Source organism: Nitrospirota bacterium (genome assembly GCA_040756155.1).
GTDB lineage: Bacteria > Nitrospirota > Thermodesulfovibrionia > JACRGW01 > JBFLZU01 > JBFLZU01.
The window spans coordinates 9,814-25,455 of sequence record JBFLZU010000075.1 but is presented as its reverse complement, the minus strand read 5'-3'; the positions used below and the strand labels follow the sequence as shown (position 1 = coordinate 25,455).

The following is a 15,642-nucleotide window of genomic DNA, read 5'->3' as shown; positions in this document are numbered from 1 at the left end:
GGTAAGGCATTTATTATTTACTGGTCATGGGATGGCAGTGACCACTGGGTCAGATGGAACAGGATAGGGATGCTGATAAATTGATACTGAGGGATGAAAAAGGTGGTTGTCTTCAGAAGTTTATCATCTTTGGTCTTATCTTTGCCTTTATCATCTATCAGGGTTATCTTATAGTGGTTCCATGGTATAACTATTATTCTTTTAAGGGTAAGGTTGAAGATCGACTCCGGTTAGAGGCGCATATAACCAAAGACAAGATAGAAAAGATCTTATATGAACTCGTAGATGAACACGATATACCACTATCAAAAAAGGATGTAAAGATTGTGGTAACAGATAGCAAGATATCTGTGCATGTGGAGTGGGATGTCACAGTTCCATTATTATTTGGCGAATATCCTAAGACATTCCATTATGAAGTAGATATAAAAAGGGGATGAAGGGGGCACCCCAAAAAGTCAAAAGACTTTTTGGGGAAGATTAGGATGCATCTTGGCGTAAATATAGACCATGTAGCGACGCTAAGACAGGCGAGGAAAGGTGTAGAACCAGAGCCTATAGCCGCTGCAGTAATTGCAGAGTTTGCTGGTGCAGATGGTATAACCGTTCATCTTAGAGAAGACAGGAGACATATCCAGGATAGAGACCTGAGGCTCCTCAGGGGAATAGTTCGCATAGAACTTAACCTTGAGATGGCTGCTACACAGGAGATGTTTGATATTGCAATGAGGATAAGACCTGACCTTGTGACCATCGTGCCTGAAAAGAGGGAAGAACTGACAACAGAAGGTGGACTTGAAGTACTAATGAATAGAGAGTATTTGCAAATATACATAAAAAATATTCGTGATAGTGGCATTCCTGTAAGCCTCTTTATAAATCCTGATATAGAGCAGATAAAGGCGTCGCAGGCGATCGGTGCTGATATGGTCGAAATACACACTGGAATCTATGCAAATGCAAAAACATCCATAGAAAGGCAAACAGAATTTGAGAGGGTAAGGGAAAGTTGCAGGTTCGCATCAAAACTCGGATTTCTTGTTAATGCAGGGCATGGGCTCAATTATCAAAATGTATCGTTGATAGCAGGAATAAAGGAACTGAGGGGACTGTATATAGGTCACAGCATCGTGTCAAGGGCTGTGTTTGTTGGGTTCGAAAGGGCAGTAAGAGAGATGAAACAGCTGATAATGGCAGGTAGACAATAGATTAATAAAAATAGTTGAGGCATAATGTTAAAAAATTCAAAACTCAAAATTCAAAGATCAAAATTTTGGAATTCCTTAATTTTGCATTTTGATTTTTACATTTTGCATTTAATTACATAGTATGATCGCAGGTATAGGCGTTGACATAGTTAATATCAGTAGAATTAAAGATGCCATTGAAAGATGGGGGAAGGGATTTCTTGACAGGGTGTTTACACAGGAAGAACAACATTACTCAGAACAGTTTACAAACCCTTATAAACATTATGCAGCAAGGTTTGCAGCTAAGGAGGCATTTATAAAGGCGTTCTCTAACAATGGCATATGGTTTAATGAGATAACAGTTAGTAATAATCGTACAGGAAAACCAGAGCTGTATGTTTCTGAAAGAATAAAACAGATGCTGAAGGAGGAAGAGATAACAGAGATATTAGTCAGCATGAGTCATGAAAAGGAATATGCAGTAGCACAGGTGATACTGGTAAGGGGCAGGGATTAAAGGATTAAGGATTAAGGGGTAAGGATTAAAGAAGGGGTCGGAGAGGGATCATGAAGGTTGTGACAGCAGATGAGATGAGGAAGATAGACACAAGGGCAACCAAAGAGCTTGGCATACTTGGAGTTGTCTTGATGGAAAATGCTGGAAGGTGTGTGGTGACGGAGACCGAAAGGAGATACGGCTGCCTTGAAGGGAAAAGGCTCTGTATCGTCTCTGGAAAAGGTAATAATGGAGGCGATGGATTTGTAGTAGCAAGACATGCCACCAACAGGGGGGCAGCCGTATCTGTCTTTATTGTTGGTGAAAAAGACGATATAAAAGGCGATGCAAGAATAAACCTCGAGATACTCCTGAGGAGCGGTATTCCCGTCAGTGAATTAAGGGATAAGAAAGAACTCAGGGAACTCAGGCGAATACTCTCCACATGCAATATTGTTATTGATGCACTCCTCGGCACAGGGCTTTCATCCTCAGTGAAGGGATTGCATAAGGAGGTTATAGATGCAATTAACTCTTCTGCAAAACCTGTAGTTTCAGTAGATATCCCTTCAGGAATCAGTTCAGATACAGGAGAGATATTAGGTAATGCTGTAGTTGCAGATATGACTGTAACAGCAGGGTTACCCAAGAGAGGTCTGCTCCTGTATCCCGGGGCAAAAAATGCAGGTGTTGTGAAGATTGCTGATATAGGTATTCCAAAGAGTTTCCTTAACAATGATAGTATAAAAACCAATCTCATTACACTCGAACAGGTAAAAAAGATGATTCCCCGCAGAGAGCCTGATGTCCATAAAGGTTCTATTGGTCATCTCCTTGTTATAGCTGGGTCTGTAGGGAAAACAGGTGCAGCGTGTATGACCGCTATGGCTTCTTTAAGGGTTGGAACAGGTCTTGTTACCCTTGCATCTCCGGCAAGTGTTAATGACATACTCGAAACAAAACTTACAGAGATAATGACCTTACCTCTTCCAGAGACTGATGACCAGACAATAAGCCCTTATGCTTTAGAAGAAATAGAGCGTATACTTCCTAAGATGTCTACGATTGCTATTGGTCCTGGGCTTTCCATGAACAGAGAAACACTCAGTTTTATCAGAGATGTGGTAGGAGAGTCCACCGTGCCTGTTATAATTGATGCAGATGGAGTAAATGCCTTTGCAGGCAATCTGGAGGCGTTAAAAGGACTAAGATCGAAAGTTGTCTTCACACCTCATCCTGGTGAGATGGCAAGACTCCTCGGTATTACCGCTAAAGAGGTACAGAGGAACAGGATAGAGGTTGTGCAGTCATTTGCAACCGCACACAGAGTCCACATAGCCCTCAAGGGAGCAAGAACTGTTATATCTGACCCTGGGGGTAATGTATATATAAATCCTACCGGGAATCCAGGAATGGCTACTGGAGGCACGGGCGATATTCTTACAGGTATGATAGCAGGATTTGTTGCACAGGGTATGGAGCTCCTTTCTTCTATTATCTTAGGAGTCTATCTACACGGGCTTGCAGGGGATATGGCGGCAATGGAGTATACGGAGATGGGGTTAATCGCAACAGATTTGATAGAGAAGATACCGGAGGCTATAAAAGTCGTGAGGGGTAAGGATTAAGGATTAAGGAGTAAGAGAATGGAATACATTATTCCAAAGAATATTGAAGGGTTTCCTGATGTCAAATCAGTCTTCACAACCCGTTTAATGCCTGATCCCATGCGTATTCTTGAGAAAGGAATAAACAGGATTGTTACTGCTGAACAGAGGCATTCAGACAAGGTGGTGGTAATAGAAAGTCGAGAGTCGAGAGTCGAAAGTCGAAAGTCGGGAGTCAGGGGGCAGATAGAGGCGGATGCGTTAATTACAAAGGAGAGAGGGTTACTTATAGGTGTCCATGTCGCAGACTGTGTCCCGATTCTCATATACGATTCCTCTACCCCTGCCGTTGCTGCTGTGCATGCAGGCTGGCGTGGAACAGCAAAAGAGATACTGAAAAAGACTCTGAGAGAAATGAATCAGAGTTTTGGTACATCAATGATCCATGTATTTATATCTATCGGACCGAGTATCAGAGGATGCTGTTATGAGGTAGGGGAGGAGGTTGTGAAAGCACTCAATGGGTCAGGAATCAGGAGTCGGGGGTCAGAAAAATATTTTGTTGACCTTACCGAGATTAATCGCATTCAGGCAATCAAGATAGGCGTTAAAGAATCAAATATATGGTTTTCAAGTGAATGCACATTTCATAATCCTGAGAGATTTTTCTCCTACCGGTATCAACAAAAAAATAATGGTAAGGATGTCGGAAGGCAGGGAGGGTTTATAGGGCTTGTTAATATATGAGCGTTGAGATTATTACTGAGAGCCCATCTGAGACATTTAATATCGGCGTGGATATAAGCAGGTTACTTAATGATGGCGATCTCATCTGTCTTTTCGGTGAACTTGGTGCAGGGAAGACATGCTTTATTAAAGGTATTGGTTCAGGACTCGGGGTAGATAGCAGGCGAATAACAAGCCCCACATTCATAATAATTAATGAGCATAGAGGGAGATTACGCTTCTACCATATTGACCTCTACAGGATCAACAATTCCTCTGAACTTGAGGGTATCGGTTTCAGGGATTACATAGATGGGGATGGAGTTACAGCTGTCGAATGGGCAGAAAAGGCAGGGAAAGAACTCCCAGAAGAGAGAATTGATATTGAAATATTTAATATCGGTGGAGACAGAAGAAGATTGGTGATAAGCGCTAAAGGGGAACATTATGAGGATATTGTTAAGCAAATTAGGATTAAGGATTAAAGGAGTAAGGGATAGGTCTTCAATGGTATGAAAAAGATAGGCATTATAACAAAACTCAGGAATAATGAGGCAGTTGCGGCTGCAAGGGACCTTAGCGTATGGCTGAAAGAAAAGGATTGTGAAGTCTATCTTGATAATGAGGCAGCTTCTGAGTTAGACATTGAGGGATACAAGAGATCGGATATCCCTCCACTTGTTGACATGATAGTTGTTTTCGGTGGGGATGGGACACTTCTAAGCGCAGCACGCCTCGTCGGTGACAGTGGTGTACCTATACTCGGTGTAAATCTTGGTGGGCTTGGTTTTATCACAGAAGTGCCTATCGGTAAGGTCTATACAGCCATCGAAGGTATACTCTCAGGGAACTATTACATAGAAGAGAGACTTATGCTTACAACGCATATACACAGAGAGAATGAGAAGTTAGCGGATTATGATGTCTTAAATGATGTCGTAATAAATAAGGGTGCATTAGCAAGGATTATTGATATGGATACATATATAAACAAGATCTATGTGACAACATTCAAGGCTGATGGACTTATCCTTGCGACTCCAACAGGCTCTACGGCATACTCTCTTTCGGCAGGAGGACCGATAATCTATCCTACATTAAACGCCTTTGTCCTCACACCCATATGTCCGCATACACTTACAAACAGGCCTATAGTCTTACCAGATGACTGTCTTGTGGAAATAGTCTTGAACTCAAAGAATGAAGATGTGTTCATTACGCTTGATGGTCAGGCAGGGTTTTCTTTAAGATATAAGGATATTGTTGAGATAAAGAAATCTCCCACGAAGATAAGACTTCTGGCATGTCCTGATAAAGACTACTTTTCTATACTGAGGACAAAACTAAAGTGGGGGGAGAGATAATGAAGTCAGAAGTCAGAAGACTTCGGCGAGATCAGTCGAGCCGTCAGAAGTCAGAAAAGAGAAGAGAGGAGATAGATAACATTATAGGTGATTTTAAAAACTATATCCTTTTTCTAAAAGGCATAGGTGTTGATAAGATTTATCGAACTAAGGGGACTGTCCCAGAAAGAAAGACCCCTCACCTTAGTCCTCTCCCAGGAGGGGAGAGGGTGGGGGTGAGGGAGGTGAAAGGGCAATACGTAGAACCGGGACTGTCCCCAGAGGAATCTCTAAGAGGACTTCGCAAAGAAATCGGGGATTGTAAAAGATGCAAACTATATAAGGGGAGAAGAAATATCGTATTCGGGATAGGGAATCCATCCGCAGAGATTGTATTTGTGGGTGAGGCACCTGGCAGGGATGAAGACATTCAGGGAGAACCATTTGTTGGTGAAGCAGGTCAACTCCTCACAAAGATTATAAATGCAATGGGTATGGAGAGAGATGAAGTGTATATAGCGAATGTCATAAAATGCAGACCCCCTGACAACCGAAATCCTGAGAAGGACGAGATAGATGCCTGTGAACCATTTCTCTCAAGACAACTGAGGGCTATTAAACCACTTATCATCTGTACGCTTGGGACATTTGCATCACAGACACTTTTAAAGAGAAAAGAGAAGATATCAGCATTGAGGGGTAATTTCTACGATTATAACGGGATACCCGTTATGCCTACCTATCACCCTGCATACCTTTTAAGGAACCAGCAGGATAAAAGGCTTGTCTGGGAAGACATACAGAAAGTAATGGATAGGCATAAAAAGTTAAAAGGTAACAGATAGGAGAAGACATGAGGCGGTTATGGGCGCCATGGCGTATGGAATATATACTTTCTGAAAAGGGAAGCGAATGTATCTTCTGTAAGAAAATAAAGGAGGATAGAGATGAGGATAACTATATACTCTATCGTGGGGCAAACTCTTTCGTTATGATGAATGTATACCCCTATAACAATGGACATCTTATGGTTATGCCCTATCTTCATCTCTCAACACTTGAGGAGTTAGGCACAGATGTCATGTTTGATATGATGAATGTAACCCAGAAGGCCATTTCTATTCTCAGGGATGTCCTTAATCCCGATGGATTCAATGTAGGTATGAATTTTGGTAAGATTGCTGGTGCAGGTATGCCTTCACATTTGCATATACACATAATTCCACGATGGATGGGAGATACTGATTTCATGCCTCTCGTTGCTGAGACAAGGGTTATGCCCGAACATCTCAAAATAACTTACAGGAAACTTCTTCCATTCTTCAAAAAATAACATGGATATAATAGTTTTACTAATTATTGCTTTATCTATGGGAGTAATTATAGGATTGTTACTCAATAAGGCTAAGAGAGGTAGCCTGCGGACACTATTCACTACCGAAGATGACAGGGCGATTGCAGAACTCACAAGTGTAACAAAACTGAGTCCTGATACAGCAGATGTTTACCTTAGTTTGGGTAACCTCTTCAGGGAAAAAGGAGACCTCAGCAGGGCGACAAGGATACACCAAAGTATAATCACCATGCCATCTGTAGGAAGAGGACTGAAGATCCGGGCTATGATGGAACTTGGTCTTGATTATAAAAAAGCAGGTCTGTTCGACAGGGCAATAAAGACATTTACAGAGCTGATTGCCCTCGATCCTAAGAGGCTCGATGCATACATCGAACTTGAAAGACTTTATGAAGAGGAAAAAAGTTGGGACAAGGCAATTGAGGTTCAGGAAGAGATACAGAGATTAAGAAAGACGAGAAGAGGAAATGTGATTGCACATCTACATACAGAACTTGGGAAAATGCTAACGGAGCTGGGTAATACTGAAAAGGCGGTGGTTGCATTTAAAAAGGCGATAGAGTTCGATAGGTCATGCACCGATGCGTATTTGCATCTTGGGGACCTTTACCTGTCAGATGAGAAGACCCATGATGCTATTAATGTATGGAAAGAAGTGATAAAGAACCAACCATCTTTCGCATTCCTAACATATCCCAGATTGGAGAAGGCATTCTCATCAATCGAAGATCGTGAAACAATTGGTGGTAATAACGAAATGGAAGGAATCTATAAAGGAGTTATAGAGGAACGTCCAGAGGATATAAGGACACTTATTGCACTCGGTGAACACTATACAGAGAAAGGAAGGTTCGAAGATGCAATCAAGATATTTAAACGGGTAATAGAGATAAACCCTAAATATCTCGATGCCCACAGGAGACTTGGAGAACTGTATTTTGATATGGATCTGAAAGAAGATGCCCTTATGCAGTATAGAGACCTCCTGCATATCTTTACAATAGGATACCTGCCATACCACTGCAGGCAGTGTGGTTATGAATCAAGAGAAATATACTGGAAATGCCCCCAATGCAAGGAATGGGATACCTTTGTGTTTGAGTGAAAGGATATAAAACTATGCCGATAGTAGCTGTAGTTTTGTTTTTTTCTTTGATGGCGGTTCCATCATCAGCCAGCAGTCAGGTTTGTGGTGGAAGTGAAGAGGCCTATGAGTTTTTACTGGGATGGGGTAGTATGGGCTATGGAGATGCTCAGTTTCTGATTCCAATGAGCATAGTTGTTGATTCAAGCGGAAATATTTATGTGACCGAGTATCTTGCCAATCGGATTCAGAAGTTTGACTCAAATGGCAATTTCATTACCAAATGGGGTAGTCGGGGCTCTGGAGATGGCCAGTTTCTATATCCAATGAGTGTAGCTGTTGATTCAAGCGGAAATATCTATGTGACTGACAATTATAACAATCGGATTCAGAAGTTTGACTCAAATGGCAATTTCATTACCAAATGGGGTAGTCGGGGCTCTGGAGATGGCCAGTTTCTGGATTCAATGGGCATAGCTATTGATTCAAGCGGAAATATCTATGTGACTGACACTGATAACAATCAGATTCAGAAGTTTGACTCAAATGGCAATTTCATTACCAAATGGGGTGGTGTGGGTACTAAAGATGGTCAGTTTCGGAATCCAAGAGGCATAGCTGTTGATTCAAGCGGAAATATCTATGTGACTGACACTGATAACAATCGGATTCAGAAGTTTGACTCAAATGGCAATTTCATTACCAAATGGGGTAGTCGTGGTCCTGGAGATTGCGAGTTTCGGTATCCAAGAGGTATAACTGTTGATCTGGATGGAAATGTCTATGTGATTGACACCGCTATACACCGAATCCAAAAGTTTACCTTAAAGTTTACCTTACTAAAGACATCGCATATATTGAGTATTATACCTTGACAAAAAATCTCACCTGAAAGATAATAAAAATCAAGGAGAATGAAAATAATATCAATAGTTACAAAACTCATACTCATAGCCACAACAATTTTCCTGATAGCCGATGTTGTCAGACTTAGTATTTCAAAAAAGACATACAGCACACCACAAGAGGTCGTTGAATCGATAAAAGAATTGAAAGACCGTACTGACAAATTGAAGGTAATCCCCACACAATCATCTTATACTCCCGACATATCCCCGCAAAAACAGGATACCTCTCTCCAGAACTTGAGGCTTATCGGTACTGTAATCGGTGAAAATCGCAAAGATTCTAAAGAATGTTTTTTTGCTGTGATAGAAGATACCACACAGAAGAAACAGAACCTTTACAGGATTAACGATAGTGTAAGAGATGGATGGAAGATTACAAAGATTTTAAAGAATAAGGTATATATAGTAAGTGGTCTAAGAAAGGAAGTTTTAGAGACACGGTTTATCGAAGAAGTATCTCCAGCAGTAAAAAGTGATACTGGCAGATATACTACTAACAGATACATACTCGACTACCGTGATGTTCAGTCTGCACTTGCCGACCTTAATATAGTTATGACACATGCAAGGGTGATACCTGAAATCTCTGAAGGTAAGACCCATGGATATAAGATTTTTGAGATAATACCGAACAGTATATACTCTAAAGTAGGATTAATTAATGGTGACATAATACAGAGGATAAACGGTGTAGAGTTAAAATCACCAGAAACCATCTATCACCTCTTTGATCAGTTAAAAAACCAGAGAGAGATAACGATAGATCTGCTAAGAAGGGGAGATAAAATGAGCATCTTAGCTGAGATAAGATGAGTGTACAAAAACACAGGAGGACGACGATGAGAAAGATTGCTTTAATATCACTGTTATTTATACTTGTATTTTTCGCTGCATCCACTATGGTGATAGCCTCTGATTCAAAGGGTAAACCTGTTCTCGTTGATTTTAAGGATGTAGAACTTCCTGTGTTTATAAGGTTTGTTGCTGAACTTACAGGAAAGAACATAGTCTTTGACGACAAGGTTACAGGGAAGGTAAGTGTATATTCACACAGAAAGATAACACCTGAAGAGTTGTGGCAGATCTTTCTTTCTGTCCTGAGTTTTAAAGGTTATGCTGTTATTCAGGGTCTTCATGTAGTTCAGATAATTCCATCAGCAATGGCAAAACAGACAGGTGGACAGATTGTAACAGAAAAAGCGGTCGAACTTAAGGAACGAGAGAGTTTCTTAACAAGAATTATCCACCTTACACATCTTAATGCAGCAGAGGCTGTAAAGATACTAACACCATTAATATCAAAAGAAGGTGTGGTGAATTTTTACCTTCCAACAAATACAATAGTCATTACGGATACATTCTCTAATGTCGAGCGTCTCTTTACTCTCTTGAGAGAACTTGATAAGGAGATACCGCCGGGTAAAAGGAGGGTGCATGTCTATTATCTGGAGAATGCAGAAGCAGACGATGTTGCGAAGACACTCAATGCCCTTTTTGCCCGTAGACCTCCTCCACCTGGCCCACCGCCTCCAAAGACTCCAGCAGAGATGGAAGGCATATTTGTTACCGCAGACAAGCCAACCAATTCTTTAATCATTACAGCAGCACCTGAGGATTATGAGACGATAAAATCTGTGATAAAGAAACTTGATATAAGACGCAGACAGGTATTTGTTGAGGCTGCTATAATGGAGATAACACTTACCAAGATGCGGGAACTTGGCTTTGAATTCAGGTCCATGGAGAGGACAACAGGCAGAGTTACTCCGTTTGGTGGGACAGAGTTTGGTGGTATGGGAAGGGCTATTACAGGTCCAGAGACCCTCGCTACTCTTTCAGGGCTTGTTGCTGGTGTGGTTAAAGGGACATTTACCTTCAGAGGTACTGAGTATATGAATGTCGGTGCACTGGTGAGGGCACTTCAGGCAGAGGGTGATATTAATGTTCTCTCTACACCTCATCTGCTGACGACAGATAATCAGAAGGCAGAGATAGTTATAGGTCAGAATGTTCCATTTATAACAGGGCAGAGTCAGAGTCCGGGAGGTGTTGTTCTTACAACAGTTGAAAGAAAAGATGTCGGTATCACATTGAGGCTCGTTCCGAGGATTACTGAGGGAGATTATGTAAAACTTGAGATATATCAGGAGATATCTGCATTGACCACAACTCCTGAATTAAACCCTAATGTTGTTGGTCCATCTATTACAAAAAGATATGCAAACACAACTGTTGTCGTAAAAGATGGAGAGACAGTAGCAATAGGCGGACTCCTAAAGGATGATGAACAGTTAACAATAAAAAGAGTCCCATTACTCGGTGACATCCCCATCCTCGGTTATATCTTCAGATACGAGAGAGCGACAAGAGAGAAGACTAATCTGCTGATATTTCTTACGCCAAAGGTTGTCAGAGAGGCTGCGGATATTGAGGCTATAACAAAGGAGAAGAAAGAAGAGGCAGAGAGATTCAGAGAGAAAGAGATAGAGAAAGAGATAGAGAAAGACAGATGAGGGATGAGAGATGAGAGATGAGGAAAAAGACATATTAGGCAATTATCAGAAGGATATTGACCACAGTCTGATAAAGGTTGTCCCCTTTACATATGCGAAACGATATGGAGTGTTGCCTCTCTCGAAGAAGGATGATACAGTGATCGTTGCCATCTCAAAACCTGATAATTATGAAATAATTGATGACCTGAAACTTCTATTTAAAGCAAAGATTAAGACTGTCATGGTCAATTCTGAAAGGCTCATGAAGATGATCAACAGTATGTATCACGAGGAAGAAAAGGGAATAGAGGATGTCCTGCTTGAAGGTATGAATGATACAGTGGTTGATGCGACCATACCTCAGGATATCCTTGAATCGGTTGATGATGCACCGGCGATACGACTCGTAAATAATCTCCTTTCTACAGGTATTAAAAGGAGAGCAAGCGATATCCATATGGAGCCCTTTGAAGGAGAAGTGAGAGCAAGATTCAGGGTTGATGGAATACTCCATGAGGTATTCAAGGTGCCACGCCATCTTTATGACAGTGTTGTATCGAGGGTGAAACTTATGGCATCTATGAATATTGCGGAGAAGAGACTTCCACAGGATGGACACATAAGGGTAAAGATAGCTGGCAGGGATATAGATGTGAGAACATCTTCTATTCCTACAGCATTTGGCGAACGCCTTGTCCTGAGGCTTCTTGACAGGGAAAAGATATTTCTCAGTCTTGAGGAACTTGGTCTTGAAGATACTGATCTCCTTCAGATACAGAAACTTATAAGAAAGAATAACGGTATAATCCTTGTTACAGGTCCTACAGGAAGCGGAAAAACAACAACACTTTACGCTGCACTGAGCAAGATGAATTCTGTTGAAAAGAATATACTCACGATAGAAGACCCTATAGAATATCAACTTAAAGGTATCGGACAGATGCAGGTAAATCCCAAGATAGGTCTTGTATTTGCAAAAGGACTGAGACATATACTCAGACAGGATCCTGATGTAATAATGGTTGGCGAGATTCGAGATAGAGAGACAGCGGATATTGCTATCCATTCCGCTCTCACAGGACATCTTGTTCTCTCTACCCTTCATACAAACGATTCATCGGGTGCGATAACCCGCCTGCTCGATATGGGAATAGAACCCTATCTTGTCACATCATCGCTTATCGGCATACTTGCACAAAGGCTCGTAAGGGTTCTGTGTGATTCATGCAAGGTGGCTTATGCCCCTGAAGGTATAGAGATAGAATCGACTCGACAATCTCACGATGCAGATGTGGGTATTTCCAGTAGTTCTCAAAGATTAACTATATACAGAAAGTCTGGATGTGACAGTTGTATAGGGACAGGATACCTTGGCAGGACAGGTATATATGAAATACTCGCCATCGATGACGATATAAGGTCGTTAATCCTGAAGAATTCTGACTCGGCGGGGATAAAAAAGAAGGCTATAGAAAAGGGCATGAAGACATTAAAGGAAGCAGGTATGAAGAAGGTTATTGCTGGTATTACCTCTATAGAGGAGGTTGTAAGGGTAATCGAAGAGGATTAAGGATTAAGGGGTAAGGGATAATGCCGCTTTATGAGTATGAAGGTGTAAATCCTCAGGGAGAAAAGGTGACGGGCTTTATAGATGCTGAAAGCATCAATAAGGCAAGAGCTATCTTAAAACAGTCAGGCATTTTTATCACAAGAGCGCTAAGCGAAGGTAAGGAACGACATATATGGAGAAAGCCCTCACTTAAAAGCATATCTTCTGCGACCTTCCAGTTGAAGACACTTCTGAGCGCAGGTATGACCGTGATAGATGCAATGAATGCCCTTGTTGAACAGGAGGGTAATCGCTATCTCAAAAGGGTGCTCGCAGATGTTCGTGATATGGTTGTAGAAGGAAAATCTCTATCATCAGCCATGGCCTGTTATCCTATGGTCTTCAATGACCTTTATATAAATATGGTTGCAGCAGGTGAGGCGAGTGGAAATCTTGAGTCAGCACTTGAAGGGCTATGCACACATATGGATAGACAGGAGAAGATATCCTTGAAGGTAAAATCTGCACTTGCATATCCTCTGCTTATGACTGTTGTTAGTGGATTTATATTATTCTATTTACTCTCATCGGTCGTCCCAAAGGTTGTTAGTGTGTTCAGTGAGACAGAGAAGGTGCTTCCCCTTCCAACGGCAATTCTCATATTCCTGAGTGGTGTGCTATCTAAGTACTGGTATCTATTTCTCGGAGCCATTGCAGGAATAGGATATGTAGCAAATAGATCCCTCAAGTCTGAACGGGGAAGAAGACTTAAGGAATGGATTCTGGATAGAATTCCATACACAGGTAATATGGTAAACCTGTTGCTCATCTTCCGCACCGCAAAGGCGATGGAGATGTTGCTTTCTGCAGGTGTTTCATTGCTTCACGCACTCGGTGTAGTCAAGAAAATCACCGGACATAAAGGTTTCGAGGGTATCTTACAGAGGGCTATTGATGGGGTTAAGGAGGGGAAAAGCCTTGCAGATTCACTCTCTGCAGGTGTCCGAATGAGTTCGCTAAAATCTCAGATATTTTCTGCAGGCATTATAGGGATGATAAAGACAGGAGAGCGGAGCGGAGAGATAGAAATGGTATTTAGAAAGATAGCTGATAATAGTGAAAGAGAACTCGAGATGGGTTTAGAAGGTCTCCTTAGCATTATAGAACCAGTATTGATACTTATCATGGGTGTGATTGTAGGGTTTATAGTGTTGTCTATACTACTTCCGATATTTGAAATGAGTACTATTATAAGATGAGCAAAAAGGATGCAAGGATTAAAGGGGTAACCCCGTTAGAGAATGCCTCGATAGAAGATACTTCAGCCTTTAGGAGAGGGTCTCTAACGGGGTTTACCCTCATCGAGGTTATGGTGGTTGTTGTAATCCTCGGCATCCTCGCAGCTATTGTTGTTCCGAGGATTATGGGTAGACCCGATGAGGCAAGGAGAACAAAGGCAGAGGTTGACATCAAGAATATAGAGTCTGCCCTAAATCTATACAAACTTGATAATGGCTTTTATCCAACAACCGAGCAGGGACTCGAAGCCCTTGTCAAACCACCAGATACAGAGCCAAGACCATTGAGATGGAAGGAAGGAGGGTATCTTTCTAAGGTTCCTGTTGACCCATGGGGACGCCGCTATCAGTATATCTCGCCTGGAGAACATGGAGAATTTGACCTCTTTACCTATGGTGCTGATGGGCAACCGGGAGGGGAAGGTAAGAATGCAGACATCGGAAACTGGATGCTGTAAAGACAGTGAGAAGTGAAAAGTGAGAAGTCAGAAGTCAGGAGATAAAGGTTTTACACTTTTCGAAATACTCATAGTTTTGACCATCATCGGTATCTTTCTTGGGTTTGTTATTCCGAAGTTTCATGATTTAGAACAGGCTTCTCTAAAGGCATCTGCACGTCAGATAGCAAACCTTGCCTCTTACGCTTCTAATGAGGCAGTCTCACGAAGACAACCTTACATTTTACATATTGACATGCATAGGGGTGAGTACTGGTTAACGACAACAGAACACAGACAATCGGATGGAGGAAAGAGACTTATCACAAAGAAAAGATTGCCTGAAGGTATAAAGTTTATCTCCCAATCTGTTACTGCCCCTCCTCTGATTGATTACCAATTTACACCTTATGGGTTCAGAGATGAAGCCCTGATTCAACTCTCTGATCGCCATCAAAGGGTATATGAAGTATTTATACCCGCTGTTGGGGAAAGGTTCACAGTGAGGATTAAGGATCAAGGATTAAGGATCAAGGATTAAGGATTAAGGGGTAAGGATTAAGATGGAGCAAGGGGACTGTCCCCGAAGTGACGAAAATCGGTGGGTTTACCCTCATTGAGGTCATGGTTGCTATTACGATACTTGCAATAGCACTCGTAAGCCTTCTTTCTCTACAGAATAACGATTTAAAGGCAGTCCAGTCAGCAGAGAGTCTTATAACAGCATCGATGCTTGCTGAAAAATTAATGGAAGAATATAGCCTCAAGATCGTACCAAAGGAATTGCATGGCTCAGAGGGTAATTTAAAATGGGTATTGACGGTATCGCAGTTATCACCAGAAATTAAAAGGGTATCACTATTGATACAGTGGGATGAGGGTAAGGAAAAGAAACATCTGAATGTTGTAGAGTACGTGTATGTTAAATAACAGTCGAGAGTTGAGAGTTGAGAGTCGAAAGTCAAAAATTAGTGGTTTTACGCTAATAGAAATCATGGTGGCTGTCTTTATACTTGTTTTGACCATGAGTATCCTTCATGGGACATTTATCTTTACCTCTCATGCACATAAGTCTGTAGAATCGATCTCAGATAATCTATCTTCATTGAATGGCGCTCTTGAACTTATAAAAAAAGATCTACGGTATCTCCACCC

Annotated in this window: 19 protein-coding genes; all 19 read left to right on the top strand. The window is 41.5% G+C overall.

The features are described 5' to 3' along the window. Window positions 1-53: 53 nt before the first annotated feature. Complete coding sequence (locus AB1488_07605) at window positions 54-440, top strand: hypothetical protein (protein MEW6409963.1); 387 nt, start codon at window positions 54-56, stop codon at window positions 438-440. A 45-nt stretch (window positions 441-485) separates the two neighbouring features. Beyond that, window positions 486-1,208 (top strand): pyridoxine 5'-phosphate synthase, encoded by a 723-nt coding sequence (locus AB1488_07600; GenBank protein MEW6409962.1) that lies wholly within the window; start codon window positions 486-488, stop codon window positions 1,206-1,208. 121 nt (window positions 1,209-1,329) lie between these two features. Then, window positions 1,330-1,707 carry a holo-ACP synthase gene (gene acpS / locus AB1488_07595; protein ID MEW6409961.1) on the top strand — a complete coding sequence of 126 codons (378 nt, stop codon included), beginning with the start codon at window positions 1,330-1,332 and terminating at the stop codon, window positions 1,705-1,707. 50 nt (window positions 1,708-1,757) lie between these two features. Beyond that, window positions 1,758-3,314 (top strand): NAD(P)H-hydrate dehydratase, encoded by a 1,557-nt coding sequence (locus tag AB1488_07590; protein MEW6409960.1) that lies wholly within the window; start codon window positions 1,758-1,760, stop codon window positions 3,312-3,314. 18 nt (window positions 3,315-3,332) lie between these two features. Further along, entirely contained in the window at window positions 3,333-4,040 is a 708-nt protein-coding gene (gene pgeF, locus AB1488_07585; protein MEW6409959.1) for a peptidoglycan editing factor PgeF, read from the top strand. Continuing rightward, window positions 4,037-4,504 carry a tRNA (adenosine(37)-N6)-threonylcarbamoyltransferase complex ATPase subunit type 1 TsaE gene (tsaE, locus tag AB1488_07580; protein MEW6409958.1) on the top strand — a complete coding sequence of 156 codons (468 nt, stop codon included), beginning with the start codon at window positions 4,037-4,039 and terminating at the stop codon, window positions 4,502-4,504. Before pgeF ends, tsaE begins: the two co-directional genes overlap by 4 nt. 27 nt (window positions 4,505-4,531) lie before the next feature. Then, window positions 4,532-5,383: an NAD(+)/NADH kinase gene (locus tag AB1488_07575; GenBank protein MEW6409957.1), complete on the top strand. Its 852-nt coding sequence runs from the start codon at window positions 4,532-4,534 to the stop codon at window positions 5,381-5,383. Continuing rightward, complete coding sequence (locus AB1488_07570; protein MEW6409956.1) at window positions 5,383-6,207, top strand: uracil-DNA glycosylase; 825 nt, start codon at window positions 5,383-5,385, stop codon at window positions 6,205-6,207. The genes AB1488_07575 and AB1488_07570 overlap by 1 nt, the downstream gene beginning before the upstream one ends. A gap of 8 nt (window positions 6,208-6,215) precedes the next feature. Then, window positions 6,216-6,695, top strand: coding sequence for an HIT domain-containing protein (locus tag AB1488_07565; GenBank protein MEW6409955.1), 480 nt, complete (start codon window positions 6,216-6,218; stop codon window positions 6,693-6,695). Window positions 6,696-6,732: 37 nt separating this feature from the next. Then, entirely contained in the window at window positions 6,733-7,821 is a 1,089-nt protein-coding gene (locus AB1488_07560; protein ID MEW6409954.1) for a tetratricopeptide repeat protein, read from the top strand. A 14-nt stretch (window positions 7,822-7,835) separates the two neighbouring features. Further along, a complete protein-coding gene (locus AB1488_07555; protein ID MEW6409953.1) occupies window positions 7,836-8,675 on the top strand; it encodes a 6-bladed beta-propeller in 840 nt (279 codons plus the stop codon). A 39-nt stretch (window positions 8,676-8,714) separates the two neighbouring features. Further along, window positions 8,715-9,521, top strand: a complete 807-nt coding sequence (locus AB1488_07550) for a type II secretion system protein N (protein ID MEW6409952.1) — start codon at window positions 8,715-8,717, stop codon at window positions 9,519-9,521. Window positions 9,522-9,547: 26 nt separating this feature from the next. Continuing rightward, the gene (locus AB1488_07545) at window positions 9,548-11,221 is read left to right on the top strand and encodes a secretin N-terminal domain-containing protein (protein MEW6409951.1); all 1,674 of its coding nucleotides are present in this window, start codon (window positions 9,548-9,550) and stop codon (window positions 11,219-11,221) included. Window positions 11,222-11,231: 10 nt separating this feature from the next. After that, window positions 11,232-12,773, top strand: a complete 1,542-nt coding sequence (gene gspE / locus AB1488_07540) for a type II secretion system ATPase GspE (GenBank protein ID MEW6409950.1) — start codon at window positions 11,232-11,234, stop codon at window positions 12,771-12,773. A gap of 20 nt (window positions 12,774-12,793) precedes the next feature. After that, a complete protein-coding gene (locus AB1488_07535; GenBank protein ID MEW6409949.1) occupies window positions 12,794-14,011 on the top strand; it encodes a type II secretion system F family protein in 1,218 nt (405 codons plus the stop codon). Then, the gene (gspG, locus tag AB1488_07530; protein MEW6409948.1) at window positions 14,008-14,508 is read left to right on the top strand and encodes a type II secretion system major pseudopilin GspG; all 501 of its coding nucleotides are present in this window, start codon (window positions 14,008-14,010) and stop codon (window positions 14,506-14,508) included. The genes AB1488_07535 and gspG overlap by 4 nt, the downstream gene beginning before the upstream one ends. Before the next feature lie 19 nt (window positions 14,509-14,527). Further along, on the top strand, window positions 14,528-15,028 hold the full coding sequence (locus tag AB1488_07525; GenBank protein MEW6409947.1) for a prepilin-type N-terminal cleavage/methylation domain-containing protein: 501 nt from the start codon (window positions 14,528-14,530) through the stop codon (window positions 15,026-15,028). Between the two features lie 47 nt (window positions 15,029-15,075). Then, complete coding sequence (gene gspI, locus AB1488_07520; GenBank protein MEW6409946.1) at window positions 15,076-15,417, top strand: type II secretion system minor pseudopilin GspI; 342 nt, start codon at window positions 15,076-15,078, stop codon at window positions 15,415-15,417. Next, window positions 15,407-15,642: prepilin-type N-terminal cleavage/methylation domain-containing protein (locus AB1488_07515; GenBank protein MEW6409945.1), on the top strand; the 236-nt coding region annotated here is incomplete at its 3' end. The genes gspI and AB1488_07515, both read left to right, overlap by 11 nt.

Excerpts from the sequence above, each read along its gene's own strand:
- AB1488_07605 (MEW6409963.1), top strand. The coding sequence starts at position 54 with ATGGAACAGGATAGGGATGCTGATAAATTGATACTGAGGGATGAAAAA.
- AB1488_07600 (MEW6409962.1), top strand. The coding sequence starts at position 486 with ATGCATCTTGGCGTAAATATAGACCATGTAGCGACGCTAAGACAGGCG.
- acpS (MEW6409961.1), top strand. The coding sequence starts at position 1,330 with ATGATCGCAGGTATAGGCGTTGACATAGTTAATATCAGTAGAATTAAA.
- AB1488_07590 (MEW6409960.1), top strand. The coding sequence starts at position 1,758 with ATGAAGGTTGTGACAGCAGATGAGATGAGGAAGATAGACACAAGGGCA.
- pgeF (MEW6409959.1), top strand. The coding sequence starts at position 3,333 with ATGGAATACATTATTCCAAAGAATATTGAAGGGTTTCCTGATGTCAAA.
- tsaE (MEW6409958.1), top strand. The coding sequence starts at position 4,037 with ATGAGCGTTGAGATTATTACTGAGAGCCCATCTGAGACATTTAATATC.
- AB1488_07575 (MEW6409957.1), top strand. The coding sequence starts at position 4,532 with ATGAAAAAGATAGGCATTATAACAAAACTCAGGAATAATGAGGCAGTT.
- AB1488_07570 (MEW6409956.1), top strand. The coding sequence starts at position 5,383 with ATGAAGTCAGAAGTCAGAAGACTTCGGCGAGATCAGTCGAGCCGTCAG.
- AB1488_07565 (MEW6409955.1), top strand. The coding sequence starts at position 6,216 with ATGAGGCGGTTATGGGCGCCATGGCGTATGGAATATATACTTTCTGAA.
- AB1488_07560 (MEW6409954.1), top strand. The coding sequence starts at position 6,733 with ATGGGAGTAATTATAGGATTGTTACTCAATAAGGCTAAGAGAGGTAGC.
- AB1488_07555 (MEW6409953.1), top strand. The coding sequence starts at position 7,836 with ATGCCGATAGTAGCTGTAGTTTTGTTTTTTTCTTTGATGGCGGTTCCA.
- AB1488_07550 (MEW6409952.1), top strand. The coding sequence starts at position 8,715 with ATGAAAATAATATCAATAGTTACAAAACTCATACTCATAGCCACAACA.
- AB1488_07545 (MEW6409951.1), top strand. The coding sequence starts at position 9,548 with ATGAGAAAGATTGCTTTAATATCACTGTTATTTATACTTGTATTTTTC.
- gspE (MEW6409950.1), top strand. The coding sequence starts at position 11,232 with ATGAGAGATGAGGAAAAAGACATATTAGGCAATTATCAGAAGGATATT.
- AB1488_07535 (MEW6409949.1), top strand. The coding sequence starts at position 12,794 with ATGCCGCTTTATGAGTATGAAGGTGTAAATCCTCAGGGAGAAAAGGTG.
- gspG (MEW6409948.1), top strand. The coding sequence starts at position 14,008 with ATGAGCAAAAAGGATGCAAGGATTAAAGGGGTAACCCCGTTAGAGAAT.